Annotated in this window: 16 protein-coding genes and 1 pseudogene; 8 read left to right on the top strand and 9 right to left on the bottom strand. The window is 68.1% G+C overall.

What is annotated here, in order from left to right; translation table 11 throughout:
• Positions 1 to 158: 158 nt before the first annotated feature.
• The 5 genes and pseudogenes from DIE23_RS29895 (at position 159) to DIE23_RS29875 (ending at position 4,981) form a co-directional block, all read left to right on the top strand.
• The gene (locus DIE23_RS29895) at positions 159 to 1,721 is read left to right on the top strand and encodes a GGDEF domain-containing protein (RefSeq protein ID WP_124615402.1); all 1,563 of its coding nucleotides are present in this window, start codon (positions 159 to 161) and stop codon (positions 1,719 to 1,721) included.
• 117 nt (positions 1,722 to 1,838) lie between these two features.
• On the top strand, positions 1,839 to 3,218 hold the full coding sequence (locus DIE23_RS29890; RefSeq protein WP_124615401.1) for a cache domain-containing protein: 1,380 nt from the start codon (positions 1,839 to 1,841) through the stop codon (positions 3,216 to 3,218).
• 31 nt (positions 3,219 to 3,249) lie between these two features.
• Complete coding sequence (locus DIE23_RS29885; protein WP_124615400.1) at positions 3,250 to 3,894, top strand: response regulator transcription factor; 645 nt, start codon at positions 3,250 to 3,252, stop codon at positions 3,892 to 3,894.
• Positions 3,895 to 4,230: 336 nt separating this feature from the next.
• Positions 4,231 to 4,715, top strand: a pseudogene (locus DIE23_RS29880) (DUF2778 domain-containing protein).
• Complete coding sequence (locus tag DIE23_RS29875) at positions 4,715 to 4,981, top strand: hypothetical protein (RefSeq protein WP_124615399.1); 267 nt, start codon at positions 4,715 to 4,717, stop codon at positions 4,979 to 4,981. The pseudogene DIE23_RS29880 and the gene DIE23_RS29875 overlap by 1 nt, the downstream one beginning before the upstream one ends.
• A gap of 97 nt (positions 4,982 to 5,078) precedes the next feature.
• On the opposite strand, the gene DIE23_RS29870 is transcribed toward DIE23_RS29875, so the two are convergent.
• Positions 5,079 to 5,675 (bottom strand): phospholipid-binding protein MlaC, encoded by a 597-nt coding sequence (locus DIE23_RS29870; protein WP_124615398.1) that lies wholly within the window; start codon positions 5,673 to 5,675, stop codon positions 5,079 to 5,081.
• 328 nt (positions 5,676 to 6,003) lie between these two features.
• Here DIE23_RS29870 and DIE23_RS29865 point away from each other — a divergent pair, with 328 nt between their 5' ends.
• On the top strand, positions 6,004 to 8,637 hold the full coding sequence (locus DIE23_RS29865; RefSeq protein WP_124615397.1) for an MMPL family transporter: 2,634 nt from the start codon (positions 6,004 to 6,006) through the stop codon (positions 8,635 to 8,637).
• A complete protein-coding gene (locus DIE23_RS29860; RefSeq protein WP_124615396.1) occupies positions 8,630 to 9,658 on the top strand; it encodes a VacJ family lipoprotein in 1,029 nt (342 codons plus the stop codon). The genes DIE23_RS29865 and DIE23_RS29860 overlap by 8 nt, the downstream gene beginning before the upstream one ends.
• 118 nt (positions 9,659 to 9,776) lie before the next feature.
• Here the strand turns inward: DIE23_RS29860 and DIE23_RS29855 are convergent, their stop codons facing one another.
• The 5 genes from DIE23_RS29855 to DIE23_RS29835 form a co-directional block, all read right to left on the bottom strand.
• Positions 9,777 to 10,484, bottom strand: coding sequence for a phosphorylase (locus DIE23_RS29855; RefSeq protein ID WP_124615395.1), 708 nt, complete (start codon positions 10,482 to 10,484; stop codon positions 9,777 to 9,779).
• 3 nt (positions 10,485 to 10,487) lie between these two features.
• Complete coding sequence (gene shc / locus DIE23_RS29850) at positions 10,488 to 12,461, bottom strand: squalene--hopene cyclase (protein WP_124615394.1); 1,974 nt, start codon at positions 12,459 to 12,461, stop codon at positions 10,488 to 10,490.
• 11 nt (positions 12,462 to 12,472) lie between these two features.
• Positions 12,473 to 13,726 (bottom strand): hydroxysqualene dehydroxylase HpnE, encoded by a 1,254-nt coding sequence (hpnE, locus tag DIE23_RS29845; protein WP_124615393.1) that lies wholly within the window; start codon positions 13,724 to 13,726, stop codon positions 12,473 to 12,475.
• Positions 13,727 to 13,730: 4 nt separating this feature from the next.
• On the bottom strand, positions 13,731 to 14,579 hold the full coding sequence (gene hpnD, locus DIE23_RS29840) for a presqualene diphosphate synthase HpnD (protein WP_124615392.1): 849 nt from the start codon (positions 14,577 to 14,579) through the stop codon (positions 13,731 to 13,733).
• Positions 14,580 to 14,828: 249 nt separating this feature from the next.
• Complete coding sequence (locus tag DIE23_RS29835; protein WP_059538785.1) at positions 14,829 to 15,161, bottom strand: hypothetical protein; 333 nt, start codon at positions 15,159 to 15,161, stop codon at positions 14,829 to 14,831.
• 205 nt (positions 15,162 to 15,366) lie between these two features.
• Here DIE23_RS29835 and DIE23_RS29830 point away from each other — a divergent pair, with 205 nt between their 5' ends.
• Positions 15,367 to 16,245 (top strand): alpha/beta fold hydrolase, encoded by an 879-nt coding sequence (locus tag DIE23_RS29830; RefSeq protein WP_124615391.1) that lies wholly within the window; start codon positions 15,367 to 15,369, stop codon positions 16,243 to 16,245.
• Between the two features lie 46 nt (positions 16,246 to 16,291).
• Here DIE23_RS29830 and DIE23_RS29825 read toward each other — a convergent pair whose 3' ends face one another.
• The 3 genes from DIE23_RS29825 to DIE23_RS29815 are packed head-to-tail and all read right to left on the bottom strand — an operon-like array spanning position 16,292 to position 18,226.
• Entirely contained in the window at positions 16,292 to 17,242 is a 951-nt protein-coding gene (locus DIE23_RS29825; RefSeq protein ID WP_124615390.1) for a GGDEF domain-containing protein, read from the bottom strand.
• Positions 17,239 to 17,865, bottom strand: a complete 627-nt coding sequence (locus tag DIE23_RS29820; RefSeq protein ID WP_124615389.1) for a chemotaxis protein CheC — start codon at positions 17,863 to 17,865, stop codon at positions 17,239 to 17,241. Before DIE23_RS29820 ends, DIE23_RS29825 begins: the two co-directional genes overlap by 4 nt.
• A complete protein-coding gene (locus DIE23_RS29815) occupies positions 17,858 to 18,226 on the bottom strand; it encodes a response regulator (RefSeq protein WP_040138947.1) in 369 nt (122 codons plus the stop codon). Before DIE23_RS29815 ends, DIE23_RS29820 begins: the two co-directional genes overlap by 8 nt.
• Positions 18,227 to 18,693: the final 467 nt, after the last annotated feature.

Below are 18,693 nucleotides of genomic sequence, written 5' to 3'. Positions count from 1 at the left end.
CGGTTTATCCGGCCGTCATCACCGATAATCGGTGCCCGGTTTCCCGGTCGGGCGGGCGGAATGCGCACAGGGGGCGCATAGCGGATCGCAGCCGGCAAATCATACGAACAATCGCATCGGCCCGCCGCCCGGCGGCGATGCCCATCGATCCACGGACCATGGCAGAAACCGACTACGCAATGCCCAGCGAATCCGGCCTGACGAGCCGCGTCGCCGCTCAATTGCGCCGGTTCCTGCTGCCACACCTGATCTTCTATTCAGGGCTGCTGATCGCGCTGCTCCTGTTGCTGCTGTGCGGCATCTTGCTGTACGAAGGCCGCATCGACGCACGCGATCGCGCGCGTACCACGCAGCAGAACATCGCGCTGATGGCGTCGTGGGACATCGAGCGCAACATCGAGATCTATGCGCTGTCGCTTCAGGCGGTCGTCGATGGTGCGAACGATCCGGCCGTCGTCGCCCTGCCGATGCCGCTGCGCCGCCAGGTGCTGTTCGATCGCGCGACGACGGCCAAGTACCTCGGCGGCATCTACGTGCTCGACGCAAACGGCGACATCGCGGTCGACGGCAAGACCGACGTGCCGCGCAAGGCCAACTTCGGCAACGAATCGTACTTCACCGTGCACCGCGATCATCCGGACGTCGGCCTGTACGTCAGCGATCCGTACCATTCGCGGCTGCGCGACGGCTCGCCGAGCATCGCGCTCAGCCGACGGATCACGCGGCCCGACGGATCGTTCGGCGGGGTCGCCGTGATGTCGATCCGGCTCGAATATTTCCAGAACCTGTTCTCGCGTCTGGCGCTCGGCGATCGCGGCTCGGTCGCGCTGATCAAGACCGACGGCCGGATGGTCGCGCGCCAGCCGTACGATCCGAAGATCGTCGGCCGCGACATCAGCGGCGCCAGCACGTTCCGGCACTTCATGACCGCCAGCGAGGGCAGCTTCGCCGATACCGCGTCGATCGACGGCGTGCGGCGCCTGTACGTGTTCCGGCACCTCGAGAATCTGCCGCTGATCATCATGGTCGCGCGCTCGCAAGCCGACACCTACGCCGCGTGGTACGACCGCGCGATCCCGATCGGCTCGGCGATGGCCATGCTCGCGCTCGGCTTCGTCGCCCTGTCGCTGCTGCTCGACGTGCAGCTGCGCAAGCGTCACCGCGCGGAAACCGAACTGCAGGCGCTCGCGCGCACCGACGGCCTCACCGGCCTCGACAACCGCCGGATGCTCGACGTCACGCTCGCGCGAGAATGGCGCCGCGCGGCGCGCTCGCAGCACGCGCTGTCTCTGCTGTTCGTCGACGTCGATCACTTCAAGCGCTACAACGACACGCAAGGCCACCAGGCCGGCGACGATGCGCTCGCCGCGGTCGGCCGCTGCATCGCCGGCTGCCTGCGGCGTCCGGCCGACTATGCGGCCCGCTACGGCGGCGAGGAGTTCGTCGTCGTGCTGCCGGATGTCGACACGCCCGGCGCCGTGACGATCGCCGAAGCGATCCGCACCGGCATCCTCGATCTCGGCATCCGGCACGACACGGAATCGTCCGGCCGCCTGACCGCGAGCATCGGCGTGACGACCTGCTACCCGGAACGCGACGACAGCATCCAGGCCGCACTGAAGCGCGCCGACGACGCGCTGTACCGCGCGAAGGAACGCGGGCGCAACCGGGTCGTCGTACAGGCGGCCCCGTCCGTCGATCGGATGCCGCGGCGCGCCTGACCGGAGCGTCGACCGGCCGTCCGGCCGCCACACCGTCGCCCGCGGGAAAAATCGCCGACAATGTCGGCTCGCCGCGCGACGCACGCGCCTGCCGGCCCGCGCCCGCTTCGCACCACCATGAGACTCAAGGCAAAGATCTTCCTTCTGGCCATCGTGCCGTTCCTGCTCGCGATCGCCGGCATCGGCTTCGGCGTGCGCCAGCAGGCGACGTCGCTCGCGCGCACGCAGCACGCGACGATCCAGGCCGCCTACCTGTCGAGCAAGGAAGTCGAGCTGAAGCATTACGTCGAACTCGCGACGAGCGCGATCATGCCGCTGTACGACGCGAGCGGCCGCAATGCGCGCGACGACGGACTGCTGCGCACGCAGGCGCTCGCGATGCTGCAGAAGATGGATTTCGGCCCCGACGGCTATTTCTTCGTGTACGACCTGCACGGCAATGCGCTGATGCATCCGCGCGAGCCCGAGCGCGTCGGCCACAACTACTGGTCGATGCGCGACCCGCAGGGCGCGCTGACGATCCAGCAGCTGATCGGCGCCGCGTCGCACGGCGGCGGCTACGTGCGCTACACGTGGCAGCGGCCGTCGACGGGCAAGCCCGCACCGAAGCTCGGCTACGTCGTCGCGCTCGAACGCTGGGGCTGGATGGTCGGCACCGGCATCTACCTCGACGACGTCGATACCGCGCTGCAACGCATCGACGCGCGCGCGTCCGCGAACATCGAGCGCACGATGAGCTGGCTCACCGCGATCGCGCTGACCGGCGCGGCGGCGATCGCCGTCTGTGCGCTGGTGCTGAACGTCAGCGAGTCGCGCAGCGCCGACGCGAAGCTCAAGCAGCTTGCGCAGCGCGTCGTCGAATCGCAGGAGCAGGAACGCGAGCGGCTGTCGCGCGAGCTGCATGACGGGATCAGCCAGATGATGGTGTCCGCGAAGCTGATGCTCGAATCCGCGCTCGCGCGCTTCGAGCGCGGCACGACACGCATGCCCGAAGCCGAGCAGGCACTCGCGTCGGGTGTCGGACGGCTCGGCGATACACTGCGCGAAGTGCGGCGCATCTCGCACGCGCTGCGCCCGGCGATGCTCGACGATCTTGGCCTCGCGGCCGCGCTCGAGCAGCTCGTGCGCGAGTTCGGCGCGGAAAGCGGCATCGACATCGGCTATACGCAGGTTGCGCACAGCGGCGCGCGGCCGCTGCCCCCGCCGGTCAATACGGCACTGTTCCGGATCGCGCAGGAAGCGCTCAGCAACATCGTGCATCATGCGCAGGCGTCGCGCGCGGCCGTCACGCTCGACGTTGGCGCGCATTCCGTCACGCTGACCATCGCCGACAACGGCTGTGGCTTCGATGCCGAGCGCACGCAGACCGATGCGCGCCGCGGCATCGGGCTGCGCAACATGCGCGAGCGCCTCGACGCGCTCGGCGGCACGCTGACGATCACGTCGCAGGTCGGCCATACCATCGTGGCCGCGCGCGTGCCGCTGCGCGCCGCCTGAACACGCGCCCCATAACCGGAGACCTTTGCCCATGAGCGCCCCCGACACCGCCCGGCCCGCCGCCCGACTGCTGCTCGTCGACGATCACCCGCTGGTGCGCGACGGCCTGCGGATGCGGCTCGAGGCGGCCGACCTGTCCGTGGTCGGCGAAGCCGGCAACGCGGACGAGGCGCTCGCGCTCGCCGCGTCGCTCGAGCCCGATCTCGCGCTGATGGACGTCGGCATGAACGGGATGAACGGCATCACGCTCGCCGGCGTGTTCCACGAGCGCTTTCCGGGGATTCGCGTGCTGATGCTGTCGATGCACGACAACATCGAATACGTGACTCAGGCCGTGCGCGCCGGCGCGAGCGGCTACCTGCTGAAGGATTCGCCCGCGAGCGAGATCGTGCGTGCGATCGGCGCCGTGCTCACCGGGCAGACGTTCTTCAGCGAAGGGCTCGCCGCGCGGATGATCCAGGCGAGCGCGACCGCGTCGCCGCTCGACCGGTTGACGCCGCGCGAACGCGACATCCTCGATGCGCTGGCCGAGGGGCTGTCGAGCAAGCAGATCGCGCAGCAGACGGGGCTGTCGGTACGCACGGTGGAAACGCATCGGCTCAATCTGAAGCGCAAGCTCGAGATCGAAGGGCAGGCGGAGCTGATCAAGTTCGCGGTCGAGCATCGGCGGAGGTGAGCGGATTGCCGGTCGATTTTTTACATTCAGGTCCTTTGACATGAATGTTCGACGTGACGAACCGCATCCGGTGTCGGGCCGTCGCGTCTTACGCGATGCAGTCGAGAAGCACGGCTTGACTTGCCTTGCCTCAACCTACAGCGACAGTGATTTCGTGGACAGTCCGTAACATTTCTCGGCTGCCGCGCGTAGTCGCGTGCATGCGGCGGTAGACGTAGTGGTTCAAGACGATTTCACGGAGCAGGGCAACCCGATCGTGGTCCACGGCAGGACTACCGAGTTGAGTGTCCCAGGTTCATCTGATACGGTCCGTCCAAATCAACCGCGGGATCACCCATGCCAGCGTCATGCACCTTCGTCCTGACCGGGCAGCCGATGTCCACCCTTTCATGCGTTGGCGCCGGTCCCGTACCGGCGTTCAGGGCATGCCGAGCGATCGCAACAAACCGGAAGCGATCGCGAAGCCGAAGTCGGGTCCTTTGCCGCGGGGCTTGTATTACGTCGTCGATCGACAGTCGGGAGGCCGTCTGGGATGGCTCCATGACTTCGTGCGTGCGAACCTGTATGGAACCAACCGGGATAGATGGTTCGCGCTGTACCGTGCGGACGGGACAATCGACGATTGGACAACCGTGAACAGGGTGCGCCGCGGCGCATTCCGCCTGCATCCGAACGGCCCGCTCGGACGCAGCGAAGGCTGCATCGCCGTGAAGGATGCGCAAGACTTCGAACGGTTATCGACGTACCTTCGGGCACGGGGCGCAACGTTGCCGATCCCCGGGAGCAACGTCAAGGCATATGGAATCGTCGAGGTGCAGTAATGACGGTCACGCGCTATGCCCTCAACATCCTGGCGACCCTCATTCTCGGCACGCTGCTCGCGCTCTGGTTCGCCCGCCTCCCGATCGAGACGCCCATTCCCGCGGCAATCGAATCGGCGATGGCATTTTTCGGGGTCGACACCATTGCGCATGCCGACGACGTCGAGGGGATCGGGCTCTTGCTCGTACTGGCCGTCTGTCTCGTCGTGGCCGGCTTGGCTGTTTGGGGCGTGAGCCGGCTAGTTCGGCGCCAGGCGAAACACTGACGGTGCATTTGTTCAATGTGCAACGCCCCGGCCGCCTTCGCGACCGGGGCGTCATGGTTTCAGCGCGGCATTGCAGTCGCGGCTCGCGCCGCGACCGTCAGTTCGTCCGCGAATTGTGCTTCTGCAGATACGCGATCAGGCCGTCGATGCCGCCCGACGAGAGCTGGCTCTTGAACTGGCCCTGATAGACCTGGATCAGCCACGCGCCCGACATGTCGATGTCGTAGATCTTCCAGTCATTGCCGACCTTGCCGAGCCGGTAGCCGACCGACTGGCTGTCGCCCGGCGTCGTGACCGTCGACTGCACCAGCGCATCGGCACCCGACGCACCACCGGCCTTGAACGAGAACTTCGCGTCCTGGCCGCCGAGCTGCGCGAGCGACGCGGCATAGGTACGCGTCATCAGCAGCTTGAACTGCTTGTACAGCTCCTGCTGCTGTTGCGGCGTCGCCTGCTTCCAGGCATCGCCGACCGCGATGCGGGTCGTGCGCTCGAAGTTCGTCGCGGGCAGGAAGCGCTGCTCGACGACTTGCGTGACTTTCGTCATGTCGCCGCCGCGCGCACCCGGATCGGCCTTCATCGCACTGACAGTGCCTTCGACCGCAGTACGGACGATGTCGACCGGCGCGCTCTGCGCGATAGCGGAAACCGACACGGCGGCCGCCGCGACGAAAGCAAACAGATGACGTTTCATACGGATATCGCACTCGATGAGAAAAAACGGCCCGGCGGATTGCATCGATCGCATCGGCCGGTGGGTCGAAGTATAGCGGCCCGGAGGCCGGCCTGCCGGGCGGTGACCGACTGTTACCTTTGAGCCCCTTTTGTCACAGAGCCCGCCGCGGCGCGCTTCCGGCCGATTATGTAAATATCCCCATACAAATTGCCGGGCCCTCCGTGCCGATTCGTGCGCCGCGGCGCAAATATCCTTCCCGCCCCTTTACGCTCCAACGTCACGACCGACGCCACGTTGCGCCGGTATACTCGTTGCCTTGTCCTTGCCAGCCCCTCCCCACCGCCACATGGTGACATCTCTCATCGTCCGACTCGTCGCATGGTCGGTACGCCGCCCCGTCTGGGTCGTCGTGCTGTCGTTCGTCATTGCCGTCTTCAGCGGCATCTATGTCGCGCAGCACTTCAAGATCAACACGGACATCAGCAAGCTCGTCGACGCGGAGCCGCAATGGGCCGCGCTCGGCCAAGCCGTCGACAAGGCCTTCCCGCAACGCAACGGCACCATCCTCGCGGTGGTCGAGGCGCCGGCCCCCGAATTCGCGACGGCCGCCGCGCACACGCTCACCGAAGCCCTGCGGAAGCAGACCGACGCCGGCCGCATCGGCCAGGTCGCCGAACCCGGCGGCGGCCCGTTCTTCGAGCACAACGGGCTGCTGTTCCTGTCGCCGCAGGAAGTGTCGGATACGACGTCGCAGCTCGCGAGCGCGCGGCCGCTCGTGAACGAACTCGCGAAGAACCCGAGCCTGACCGGGCTCGCGACCACACTGTCCACCACGCTCGGCCAGCCGCTCCTGACCGGCCAGGTGAAGCTGCCCGCGATGGCCAAGCTGCTTGCGCGCAGCGCCGCGACGGTCGACGACGTGCTGGCCGGCAAGCCGGCCGCGTTCTCGTGGCGCGGGCTGGTCGACAGCGATGCCGCGCGCCAACCGGCACGCGCGTTCGTCACGGTGCAGCCGGTCGTCAACTACGGCGCGCTGAAGGCCGGTGCCGAAACGACCCAGGTGATCCGCGACACGGCGAAAGCGCTGGGCCTCGAGCAGCGCTACGGCGCGGTCGTGCGCCTGACCGGCGAACAACCGCTCGCCGACGACGAATTCGCGTCGGTGGAAGACGGCGCCGCGCTCAACGGCGTGCTCACGCTGCTCGCGGTGCTCGTCATCCTGTGGCTCGCGCTGCGCTCGAAGCGGATGATCGGCTCGGTGCTCGTCACGCTGTTCGTCGGCCTCGTCGTGACCGCCGCGCTCGGCCTCGCGATGGTCGGCTCGCTGAACATGATCTCGGTCGCGTTCATGGTGCTGTTCGTCGGCCTCGGCGTCGACTTCTCGATCCAGTACGGCGTGAAGTACCGCGAGGAACGCTTCCGCGATCAGCGCATCGATCACGCGCTGATCGGCGCCGCGCACTCGATGGGCATGCCGCTCGCGCTCGCCACCACGGCAGTCGCGGCGAGCTTCTTCTCGTTCATCCCCACCGCCTATCGCGGCGTGTCCGAGCTCGGCCTGATCGCGGGCGTCGGGATGTTCGTCGCGCTGCTGACCACGCTCACGCTGCTGCCCGCATTGCTGCGCCTGTTCGCGCCGCCGGGCGAATCGAAGACGCCGGGCTTCCCGTGGCTCGCGCCGGTCGACGACTTCCTCGATCGCCACCGCAAGCCGATCCTGATCGGCACGCTCGCGATCGTGATCGGCGCGCTGCCGCTGCTGGCGTTCCTGCACTTCGACTTCAACCCGCTGCACCTGAAGGATCCGAACAGCGAATCGATGGCGACGCTGCTCGCGCTGAAGGATTCGCCGGAAGCGGCCGTCAACGACGTCACGCTGCTCGCGCCGTCGCTCGCCGACGCCGACGCGGCCGCGAAACGCCTCGACGCGCTGCCGGAAGTCGGCCGCACGACGACGCTCACGACCTTCGTCCCGGCCGACCAGCCGGCCAAGCGCGCGGCGATCGCCGCGGCCGCGAGCGACCTGCTGCCCGCGCTGACGCAGCCGGCCGCGTCGGCCGCGACCGATGCGCAGCGTGTCGCCGCGCTCAAGCGCGTGTCGGACCTGCTGAGCTACGCCGCGGAAGATCATCCGGGCCCGGGCGCGGCCGCCGCGCAGCATCTGTCGGCGTCGCTCGCGAAGCTGGCCGCCGCCGACAGCGCGGCGCGCGACCGCGCCGAACGCGCGTTCTCCGACACGCTGCGCATCGCGCTCAACCAGCTCGCGATGCTGCTGCAGCCGCAGGACATCACGCGCGAATCGCTGCCGCCGCAGCTCGTGCGCGACTGGATCGCGCCGGACGGCCACGCGCTCGTGCAGATTTCGCCGAAGGTGCCGAAGGGCGTCGACCCGAACGACGACACGATGCTGCGCCGCTTCGCTCAGGCGGTGAAGGCCGCGGAGCCGGGCGCGATCGGCGGCCCGATCTCGATCCTGCATTCGGCCGACACGATCATCAACGCATTCCTGCACGCGGCGCTGTGGTCGATCCTCTCGATCACGATCCTGCTGTGGATCACGCTGCGCCGCTTCGGCGACGTGCTGCGCACGCTGGTGCCGCTGCTCGTGTCGGGCCTCGTGACGCTCGAGATGTGCGTCGTGCTCGGCATGTCGCTGAACTTCGCGAACATCATCGCGTTGCCGCTGATGCTCGGCGTCGGCGTCGCGTTCAAGGTGTACTTCGTGATGGCGTGGCGTGCGGGCCAGACGGGCCTGCTGCAATCGAGCCTCACGCACGCGGTGCTGTTCAGCGCCGCGACGACCGCAACCGCCTTCGGCAGCCTGTGGCTGTCGCATCATCCGGGCACGTCGAGCATGGGCAAGCTGCTCGCGCTGGCGTTGACCTGCACCCTGATCGGCGCCGTGGTGTTTCAGCCCGTCCTGATGGGCAAACCGCGCGTCAAACGCGCCAAGAACCAATTGCAAGGAAACAATGAATAAGGTGCGAATCATTGCGGCGACCGTCGCTGCCAGCGCAGTGCTGAGCGGCTGCGCGACGGGCCCGAACCGCAACCCCAACGACCCGCTCGAGCCGATGAACCGGGCGATGTACAAGTTCAACGACACGGTCGACACGAACATCGCCGTGCCGATCGCGAAGGGTTACCAGAAGGTCACGCCGACGCCCGTGCGTACCGCGATCAGCAACTTCTTCTCGAACCTCGGCGATCTCGGCAACATGGCGAACAACCTGTTGCAGCTGCGCATCACCGATGCAACGCAGGATCTGATGCGCGTGGCGATGAACTCGCTGTTCGGCGTCGGCGGCCTGATCGACATCGCGACGCCGGCCGGCCTGCCGAAGCATCACCAGGATTTCGGGCTGACGATGGCGCGCTGGGGCATGCCGTCCGGCCCGTACCTCGTGCTGCCCGTGTTCGGCCCGAGCACGATCCGCGACGGCGTCGGCCGCGCGGTGGACGTCCGCTTCAACCTGCTCAACTACATCGAGCCGGCCGTGCGCAATCCGATGTACATCGCGCAGTTCATCAGCGCGCGTTCGGACCTGCTCGGCGCGACCGATCTGCTGAAGCAGGCGGCACTCGATCCGTACTCGTTCGTTCGCGATGCCTATCTGCAGCAGCGCAAGTCGCTGACGTATCACGGCCAGTCGGCATCGGCCGCGCCGCCGAACTACACCGAACCGGGTGAATCGGGTGCGGTGCCGGCGGCCACGCCGGCCGTGCCGGGCTTGCCGAACTACGAGGATCCGGGCGAGTCGGGCGGCGCATCGGGCACGGCACCGAACAACGCGCCGGCCGCGCCGGGGTTGCCGCAGTATGACGATCCGGGTGCCAACGGCGCGATGCCCGCGAGCGCGCCTGCCGCGGCACCGGCGGCTGCGTCGGCGGCTGCACCGGCTGCCGCTTCGGCCGGGACGACGACCGCGCCGGCCGCCAACGGCGCGTCGATCGCGCCGGCGATGCCGACCGTACCCGCGAGCAGTCCGGCCGCGCAGTAACGCGACACCGGGCCCGCTGGAAACGCCAAGAGCGCTGCATCATGCAGCGCTCTTTTTTTGCACGTACGCGAAACGCAAAAAGAAGGGGAGAGGAGAAGCGGAAAGCGGCGAGCGCCGCTCAGACGATCCGCATCGCGCCCGCACGCTCGAATGCGTGCCGCGCCTGGATCAGCGTGGTGCGCGCCGCGCGCGCGTCACCCGCGACCTGCAGCAGCGGGCCGAGCTGCGACGGCTGCTTCAGCAGTTCGCGGAGGATCGGCAGGATGGCGGTACTGCCGTCATCGCGCAGGCCGGCCGTCGCCGCGCGCGGCAGCGTGCGCCACGCCGGGTCGACGATCGCGCGGCACACCGCGAACGGCACACCGCGCGACGCCGCGAAGGCCGCGGCGATATGCGATTCCATGTCGACGGCGAGCGCGCCCTTCGCGCGATGCAGCGACGTCTTTTCCTGCTCGCTGACCACCGGCGCACCGACCGCCGCCATCGTGCCGCGCGTGACGCGCGCCCACACCGGCGTGTCGTGCAGCGCGGCGACGAGCCGCGCGCTCCAGGCCGGATCGGTCTGCACGCGGCCGAACGGCCCGTCGATCGCGTCCGCGATCACGAGCGCGCCGGGCGCGAGATCGGGCGCGAGCCCGCCCGCCGTGCCGAAACTCACGATACCCGCGCACCCGCGCGCGGTCGCCTCGGCCAGCGCGCGCTCGAGGCGGTCGGCCCGCGCCGCGAACACGGCCTCGACGCCCTGGCCGCGCGCGATGCGTGCCTCGAACGCCATCCCCGTGACGGCGATGACGGGCAACGTGCCGGTGTGCTGCGTCGGCGCCACGCGTTACATCCCGACCGTCACGCGCGTCGCGTTGGCGCGCTTCAGGTTGCGATAGCGCGCGAGCGCCCACAGCGGGAAGAACTTGCGATAGCCGTGATAGCGCAGGTAGAACACGCGCGGGAAGCCGGTCGCCGTGAAGCGCGTCTCGTCCCACAGGCCTTCTTCGTTCTGCTGGGCGATCAGGTAGTCGACGCCGCGTGCAACGGCCGGGTTGTTCACCTCGCCGGCCGCCATCAGGCCGAGCAGCGCCCAGGCCGTCTGCGACGCCGTGCTCGGCGCCTGCTCGAAGCCGCGGTAATTCAGCTTGTAGCTGTCGCCGTCCTCGCCCCAGCCGCCGTCCTTGTTCTGGATCGACAACAGCCACTGCGCGCCGCGCTTCATGCGCGGATCGTCCGGCGTCAGGCCGGCCGCGTTCAGCGAGCACAGGGCCGTCCACGTGCCGTACACGTAGTTCATCCCCCAGCGGCCGTACCAGCTGCCGTCCGGCTCCTGTTCCTTCAGCATGTAGTCGAGCGCGCGACGGGCCGGCTCGCTGTTCAACGCACTCTCGCCAAGCTGCGACAGCATCGACAGGCAGCGGCCCGATACGTCCGAGGTCGGCGGATCGAGCAGCGCGCCGTGATCCGAGAACGGGATGTTGTTCAGGTAGTACTGCGTGTTTTCCGGTTCGAACGCGCCCCAGCCGCCGTCGCTGCTCTGCATGCCGACGACCCATTCGCGCGCGCGCGCCATCGATTCGCGATACTGGTCCGTCTGCTTGAGCTTCTGCGCGCGATCCATCGCCATCACGACCACGGCCGTATCGTCGACGTCTGGATAGTGCGCGTTCGCGTACTGGAACGCCCAGCCGCCAGGACGCACATTCGGGCGGCGCGAGATCCAGTCGCCGCGCACGTCGAGGATCTGCAGCGGGAGCAGCCAGTCGAGGCCGCGCAGCACGGCTTCCTCGGCACGTGCGTCACCGGTTTCGAGCAGCGCGTGCGCGGCGAGCGACGTGTCCCACACCGGCGACAGGCACGGCTGACAATACGCTTCGTCCTCCTGCACGACGAGCAGCTTCTCGACCGACTTGCGCGCGATCGCGCGGTTCGGATGATCTTCCGCATAGCCGAGCGCGTCGTACATCATCACCGCGTTGGCCATCGCCGGATAGATCGCGCCGAGGCCATCCTCGCCGTTCAGGCGCTCGTCGACGAACGATACGGCCTGGCGGATCGCGCGTTCGCGCGTGTAGTTCGGGAACAGGCCGTCGACCGCGCGCAGCGCATGATCGACGACGCGGAAGAACGCGAACCAGCCGGGGCTCTGGTGGCCCTGGCGCGGCAGCAGACCGGCGTTGACGGGCGGGTCGATGAACAGCTCGTCGATGCGCACGCCGCGCGGATTCTTCGCGATCGGACGCTTCGCGTTCAGCACCAGCAGCGGCACGATCACGGTCCGCGCCCAGTACGACACCTTCGACAGGTGGAACGGGAACCACTGCGGCAGCAGCATGATCTCGACCGGCATCATCGGCACCGCGCGCCACGGAATCGCACCGTACAGCGCGAGCTGGATCCGCGTGAACACGTTCGACATCTCGGCGCCGCCCATCGCGTGGATCGCGCGGCGCGCACGCTGCATGTGCTCGGCGTTCTCGTCGTCGCCGATCACTTTCAGCGCGAAATAGGCCTTCACGCTCGCACTGATGTTCGGCGCGCCGTCGGTGAACAGCGGCCAGCCGCCGTCGGCCTGCTGGATGCGGCGCAGATAGCGGCCGATCTTCTGTTCGAGTTCGAGGTTCGGCGTCTCGCCGAGATAGTGGACGAGCAGCACGTATTCGGCGGGAATCGTCGAATCGGCCTCGAGTTCGTAGACCCAGTGTCCGTCCGCGTTCTGCGCGGCCAGCAGCGCGTCGGTCGCGCTGGCGACGGCCGCGTCGAGCCCGGCCGGCGTGGTGCCGGCGGACAGGGTAGCCATATCGGTGAGATCGTTCATCGGTCCCTCTCTTATTGTGTCTGGAGCACGTCCGCGGCCAGCTGGCCGGAACGGATCGCGCCCTCGATCGTGGCGGGCAAGCCGGTGGCAATCCAGTCGCCCGCCAGCACGAGATTGGTCCAGCGCGTACGCACGGCCGGACGTTTCATTTCCTGCGACGGCACCGCCGCAAACCCCGCACGCGGCTCGACGACGAACTGCCACGCGGGGATGGTTTCCGGGTTCGCGCCCGTCACGCGCGCGACGTCTTCCCAGATGCGCCGCGCGAGCGCATCGCGCGGCATGTCGAGCCAGCGGCCCGCGTCGCGGATCGTCGCCGCGAGCGGACCGCCGCCGGTGCGCACCGCGTCGACGACGCCGTTGACGACGGTCGTCTGCAGCGGGCTGCCGGCGGGCGTGTCGACCGCGAAATACGCGGTCACGACCGCGCTGAACGTATCGGGCGCGGTGAGATCCGGGACGAGCGGCTGCGCAACCTCGGGCGGCACGGCCAGCACGACCGCGTCGCCCGGCGCGAGATCGACGCGCTCGCCGCCGATCGCGACCGCATCGACCGCGTTGCCGTGCGCGCCGAATTCGAACGCATCGAGCCGCGAGTTCAGCCGGATCTGCGCGCCGCCGTGCTGCAGCATCCGCAGCGCCGGCTCGACGAATGCGCTGCCGAGCCCGTGGCGCGCGACGAGCGGGCGCCACCCGGCGCCGCCCGCTGCGAACGTGCCGCTCAGCGCCGCGCGCGCGAGCTCGGCGCTCGCGTGGCGCGGCTCGACGTTCAGCACCCCGAGGAAATATGGCCGCAGCCAACGATCCCACAGCACGCCGTCGCATCGCATCGTCTGTGCGAGTGAGCGGCCGGTGCGCGCGAACGCGAGCGAGGCCAGCGCGAGGTAGTCGAGCGGCGTGGTGCCCGGCGCGCGCGACGCGGCGTCGAACAGCCACGACGGCCAGCGCCCGTTGCCGAAACGCAGCGTCCAGCGCTGCTGCGACGCGACGTCGACCACCGGACATTCAGGCAGCGCGGGCCCCGTGAGCTGATCGGCGGCGCCGGTCGCGCGCAGGTAGCGCTGCGTCGCGGACTGCCCCGCGAAAACCTGATGCAGCCCGCTGTCGAGCGTCGTGTTCAGCGTCCCGTCGAACCACGAGCGGCAGCGGCCGCCCGCATGTGCATGCGCGTCGTGCAGCACGATGCGCCGCCCGCGGCGTTGCAGCTCGACGGCGGCCGACAGGCCCGCGAGTCCTGCACCGATCACGTGGACGGTTCTGGGCATCGGCTCAGAACAGCGCGTAGCGCGCGGCGATCATCAGCATGCGCGCCTTCGGCTTGCGCAGCGGCGCGCGCGGGGCGGCGAAGCCGCGCGCGATCGCGGCCTCGAGAATGCAGCGATACGCGCCCGACATGATGCGCGGCGCCTTCACCTGCGCACGCGTGCACGTGTCCATCACCGCGTCCGCCGCGCGGAAGTGCGCGAGCGCGCGCTCGACGAGCGTCGCGCATACGCGCGGCAGCGCCGGGTCGCGCACGATCGTCGCCGGATCGGTGATCGCGATGCCTTCGCGCGCGAGCAGCTCGCGCGGCAGGTAGCAGCGGTTGATCGCCGCGTCGTCGTCGATGTCGCGCAGGATGTTCGTCAGTTGCAGTGCGCGGCCGAGGTGGTGCGACAGCGTGATGCCTTCCGCTTCCGGGATCCCGAAAATCCTCACCGACAGACGGCCGGCCGCGCTCGCCACGCGATCGCAGAACAGGTCGAGCGTCGGCTCGTCCGGCGCGCAGATGTCCTCGGCGGCGTCCATCGCCATCCCGTCGATCATCGCGTGGAAGTCCTCGCGCTTCAGGTTGAACGCGCGGATCTCGCGCTCGAGCGCGACCAGATGGCGCGGCGGCTGGCCGGCGAAGCACGCGTCGATGTCCGCGCGCCAGCGATCGAGGCCCGCGTTGCGCTCGGCGCGCGGCAGGTCGCTGTCGGCGATGTCGTCGACCGCGCGGCAGAACGCGTAGACCTGGAACATCGCGTCGCGCTGCACCGCCGGCAGGATGCGCATCGCCAAATAGAAAGAACTGCCCGATGTGACGGCAGCGGCGTCGGTTTCTTGTTCGTCCACGACGAGATTGGAAACGGCCAAGACGAGCTCCACGGAGACACCCACGCGGGGCGATTGAAGAAGCCATGCCCGGCTGGGTTGGTCAGGGCGTCAAATGCGTGCGAGATATGCGAACGATCGACGTAGACAGGCACAAATTACCGGCCGGAAGCCGGAATTGGGCGAAAGTATAGCAACCTTTGAAGTTCGATGGCGGACACGCGGCAGGCCGCCCGAGGGCGAGCGGCCCGGCGTGGCCGGCCGCGGCGGGGAACGGCGTCGCGCCGCCCGTCAGCCGTAGACGATGTCGCGCTGCAGGTCGAGCGCGATGAGTCCCATTTCGCGGGTCAGCTGCAGCATCGAGCGGCGTTCGAGCCGCGAGCCCATGAAGCTCGTCACGCGCCCGTCGGGCTCCGCCGTGAACTGGAACGACGGGCCCCCGGTGCCGAACCACGCGCCCGGCACGTCGGGTGACTCCTGCCAGTCGATCTGCTCGAACACGCGCGCGATTCCCGCGCGCACCACGTCGCTCGGGCCGATCGGCGGCGCGATCTCGCCCAGGTCGTCGAGGGAATAGGGGCCAGGCTTGTCCGGCCGCCGGTAGAAGAGATAGTCGACGTTCATGGGGCGCAATCGGGAAGAAAGCGTCAAATTAGCGCGCTTCGGCGCAAATTCAAATCAGATCAGGACGAAATGTGGCCTGTACGAGACAAAAGGGCCTCATCGCGACAGCCGGTGCGAGCCGGCGCACGGCCGGGCCGCGCGTTCATGCTTGGACACGCGCGGCTTCGTCTAAGATGAACATCTTTCTCGAAAAAACACGGACACCATGGAGACGAACGTAACCGCCAAATCCGACCATCCCGTTTTTGTGCTGGTGCACGGCGCGTGGCACGGTGCGTGGTGCTACGCGCACGTCGCGGCCGCGCTGGCCGCGCGCGGCTACCTGTCGATCGCGCGCGACCTGCCCGCGCACGGCATCAATGCCCGCTTTCCGGCGTCCTATCTCGAACGGCCGCTCGACGAGGATGCCTTCGGCGCCGAGCCGTCGCCGGTCGCGAATACCACGCTCGACGATTACGCGACGCAGGTGATGCAGGCCGTCGACGACGCGTATGCGCTCGGCCACGGCAAGGTCGTACTGGTCGGGCACAGCATGGGCGGCCTCGCGATCACGGCCGCGGCGGAACGTGCGCCGGAGAAGATCGCGAAGATCGTCTATCTCGCGGCGTTCATGCCCGCGTCCGGCGTGCCGGGACTCGACTACGTGCGCGCGCCCGAGAACAAGGGCGAAATGCTGGGCCCGCTGATGCTCGCGAGCCCGCGCGTCGCGGGCGCGCTGCGGATCGATCCGCGCAGCGGCGATGCCGCGTATCGCGAACTCGCGAAGCGCGCACTGTATGACGACGCGCCGCAGGCCGACTTCGAAGCGGTGGCGAACCTGATGACCTGCGACGTGCCGGCCGCGCCGTTCGCGACCGCGATCCCGACGACCGCCGCGCGCTGGGGCGCGATCGACCGTCACTACATCAAGTGCCTGGCGGATCGCGTGATCCTGCCCGCGCTGCAGCAGCGCTTCATCGACGAAGCCGATGCGTTCGTGCCCGATAACCCGACGCACGTGCACCAGCTCGACAGCAGCCATTCGCCGTTCGTGTCGCAGCCGGCCGTGCTGGCCGGCGTGCTGGCGGATATCGCGAAAAGCTGAACGGCGTGCGTGGCCCGCGCGGAGCGGCGGCGCTACGACGCAGCGGTCATGCGTACGCGATCGACCGATCGCGCCCGAGCCGCTTCGCGCGATAAAGCGCGGTGTCGGCCTCGTTGACGAGCACGTCGCACGCCGCCGCGCCGGCCGTCGCACACGCGGCGCCGACGCTCGCCGTCACCGGCACGCTGACGCCTTCCGCGTCGACCGGCGTGCCGCCGATCGCGTCGCGCACCTTGTCGGCCACCCGCATCGCCTCGTCGAGATTCGTGCACGGCAGCAGCAGCGCGAACTCCTCGCCGCCGAAGCGGCCGAACGTATCCTGCGCGCGCACGATCGACGCGACGCGGCGCGCCGTCTCGCGCAATACCGCATCGCCGGCCGCATGCCCGAACCGGTCGTTGATCGTCTTGAAGTGGTCGAGGTCGAACAGCAGCACCGACAGGTCGCCGCCGTAGCGCTGCCAACGCGCGAACTCGTCGCCGAGCCGCGCCTCGAAGAAGCGCCGGTTCGCGATGCCGGTGAGGCCGTCGCGATTCGCATGCTCGCGCAGCTTCGCGACCGCCTCCTCGCGCTCGCGCTGCATCACGCTCACGTGCGTGACGTCCGAGATCGTCACGCACACGGCCTCGACTTCGCGGCCCCGCGTGAGCGGCATGAACGTGCAGTCCTGCTGCATGTAGTCGACGCCGCCCGTGATCGGCCGGTCGTGCTCGAATCGAAACAGGTAAGGTCGCTGCTCCCACGAGCTGAACGCGAAGCTGCCGAGCTGGAAGACGCTCTCGAGCTTGCGTTCGAGCCACGCGCGCGGCAGCTCCGGAAAGCAATCGAACAGGTTGCGGCCGATCACGTTGGCAGCCGGGATGCCGGTGTGGTCCTGCATGAAGCGATTCCACATCAGCACGGTCATCGTGCGGTCGAGTACGAACAGGCCGAAGCCCACCCGTTCGATCACGAGGTCGCTCAGCGACGCGGCAGGGGCGGTGGCGATAGCGTTCATAGCGCGGACAGCAACGCGTCGAGCGCATCGCCCATCAGCCGGATCGAGTCCTCGGCCATCAGCATCACGAAATGCGCGCGGAACGCGTGATCCTCGAGGCCGAAGTTCACTTCGAGCAGCAGCGCGACGCTCCAGGCGAGCGCGTTCGGCTGGAACACGTCGTCGAACGACACGTTCGCGCCGAGCAGCCCCGGCGGGAAGAACACGGGCTTGCGGCCGAGCTCGTCGAGAATCGACGCGACGCACGCGCTCATCAGCACGTTCGAGACATCGAATATGAGTTCGTCCTGCGTGGCCATGCCGGCGTACACGCCGTCGCCGAACGTGCGGTCCATCAGCGACATGAGCCGCGCGACGCCCGCGCTGCGGCACAGCACGATCGCCTCGCCCTTGATGTCGGAACGGAATCCCTGGCGCACGGCCGTCACGTTCTCGTGGATGCCCGTCATCTCGCGCAGCGCGTCGCCCGCATCGGCGGCCTTCACGACGCGCACGCGCGGTACCGACAGCTCGATGAAGTGGCCGAGCAGCAGCGCGAGCCGTGCGGCGGCGCGGCCCATCGCGAGGTTGGCGATCTCCTGCAACGCGTCGCGTTGCTCCGCCGTGAACACCGATTCAGGCATACAACCCATACTCCTTGAGAATGGGCAGCAACGCCTCCGACGTCACGGGCTTGGCCACGAATGCGATCGCGCCCAGCTCGCGCACGCGTGCTTGCGCCTGCGGCTGAATATCGGCGGATACCACGATCACGAACGTGTTCAGATCTTCGTGGCGCAGTGTCTCGAGCACCTGATAGCCGTTCATGTCGGGCATCGTCAGGTCCAGAAACATCACGGAAGCTTTGCCGTCACGATAGAGCGCCAGGGCCTCACGACCATTCGCCGCATACGCGACATCGACGTCCCAGTCTCCCGGCAGTGCCTTCGTCAGAAGTTTGCGAGCGAGCAAGGAGTCGTCGGCGATCACGATCGGCAAAGGCATGGCGGCGAAGCGGTATACGGAATGGTCTCTCTCGCGTTAACGACCGCGCGGCGCACTTCTTGAGGCGCCATGCAATCATGCGCGGGCAACCACCGTGCGGCCGCGCGCGGGCGCCGCGGCACGAGGCACGCGACACACCGCGCCGCAAACGCCGGCGGGCGCATATATCTGTCATAGGGAAAGCAAGGCGCGATTCTCTGAGTAAACCGAAGGCGGTGCAACTCGTCATTTTCACCATTTCGAACAGAATCGATTCGATTGCCCGGCATTCCGAAAACAGCCGCGACCATTTTCAAGATAGGCACGCAAAATTTTTCTTTGTGTACGTTTGCGCTGCCGGATTCATAGCGTTTTCAAACTTTCATTTTTCCCTGTCGGAATCAACAGGTTGCACATCCGTGCAGCGGTGCGGCGCGCGCGCGCAACTCGTTTATGATTGAACACCTCAGCTTCACCCGCATTCTTCA

The sequence above is a fragment of the Burkholderia sp. Bp9143 genome, assembly GCF_003853645.1.
In the GTDB taxonomy this organism is placed as follows: domain Bacteria; phylum Pseudomonadota; class Gammaproteobacteria; order Burkholderiales; family Burkholderiaceae; genus Burkholderia.
The sequence above is the reverse complement of the archived record's forward strand: the minus strand, read 5'-3'. Positions and strand labels throughout refer to the sequence as shown.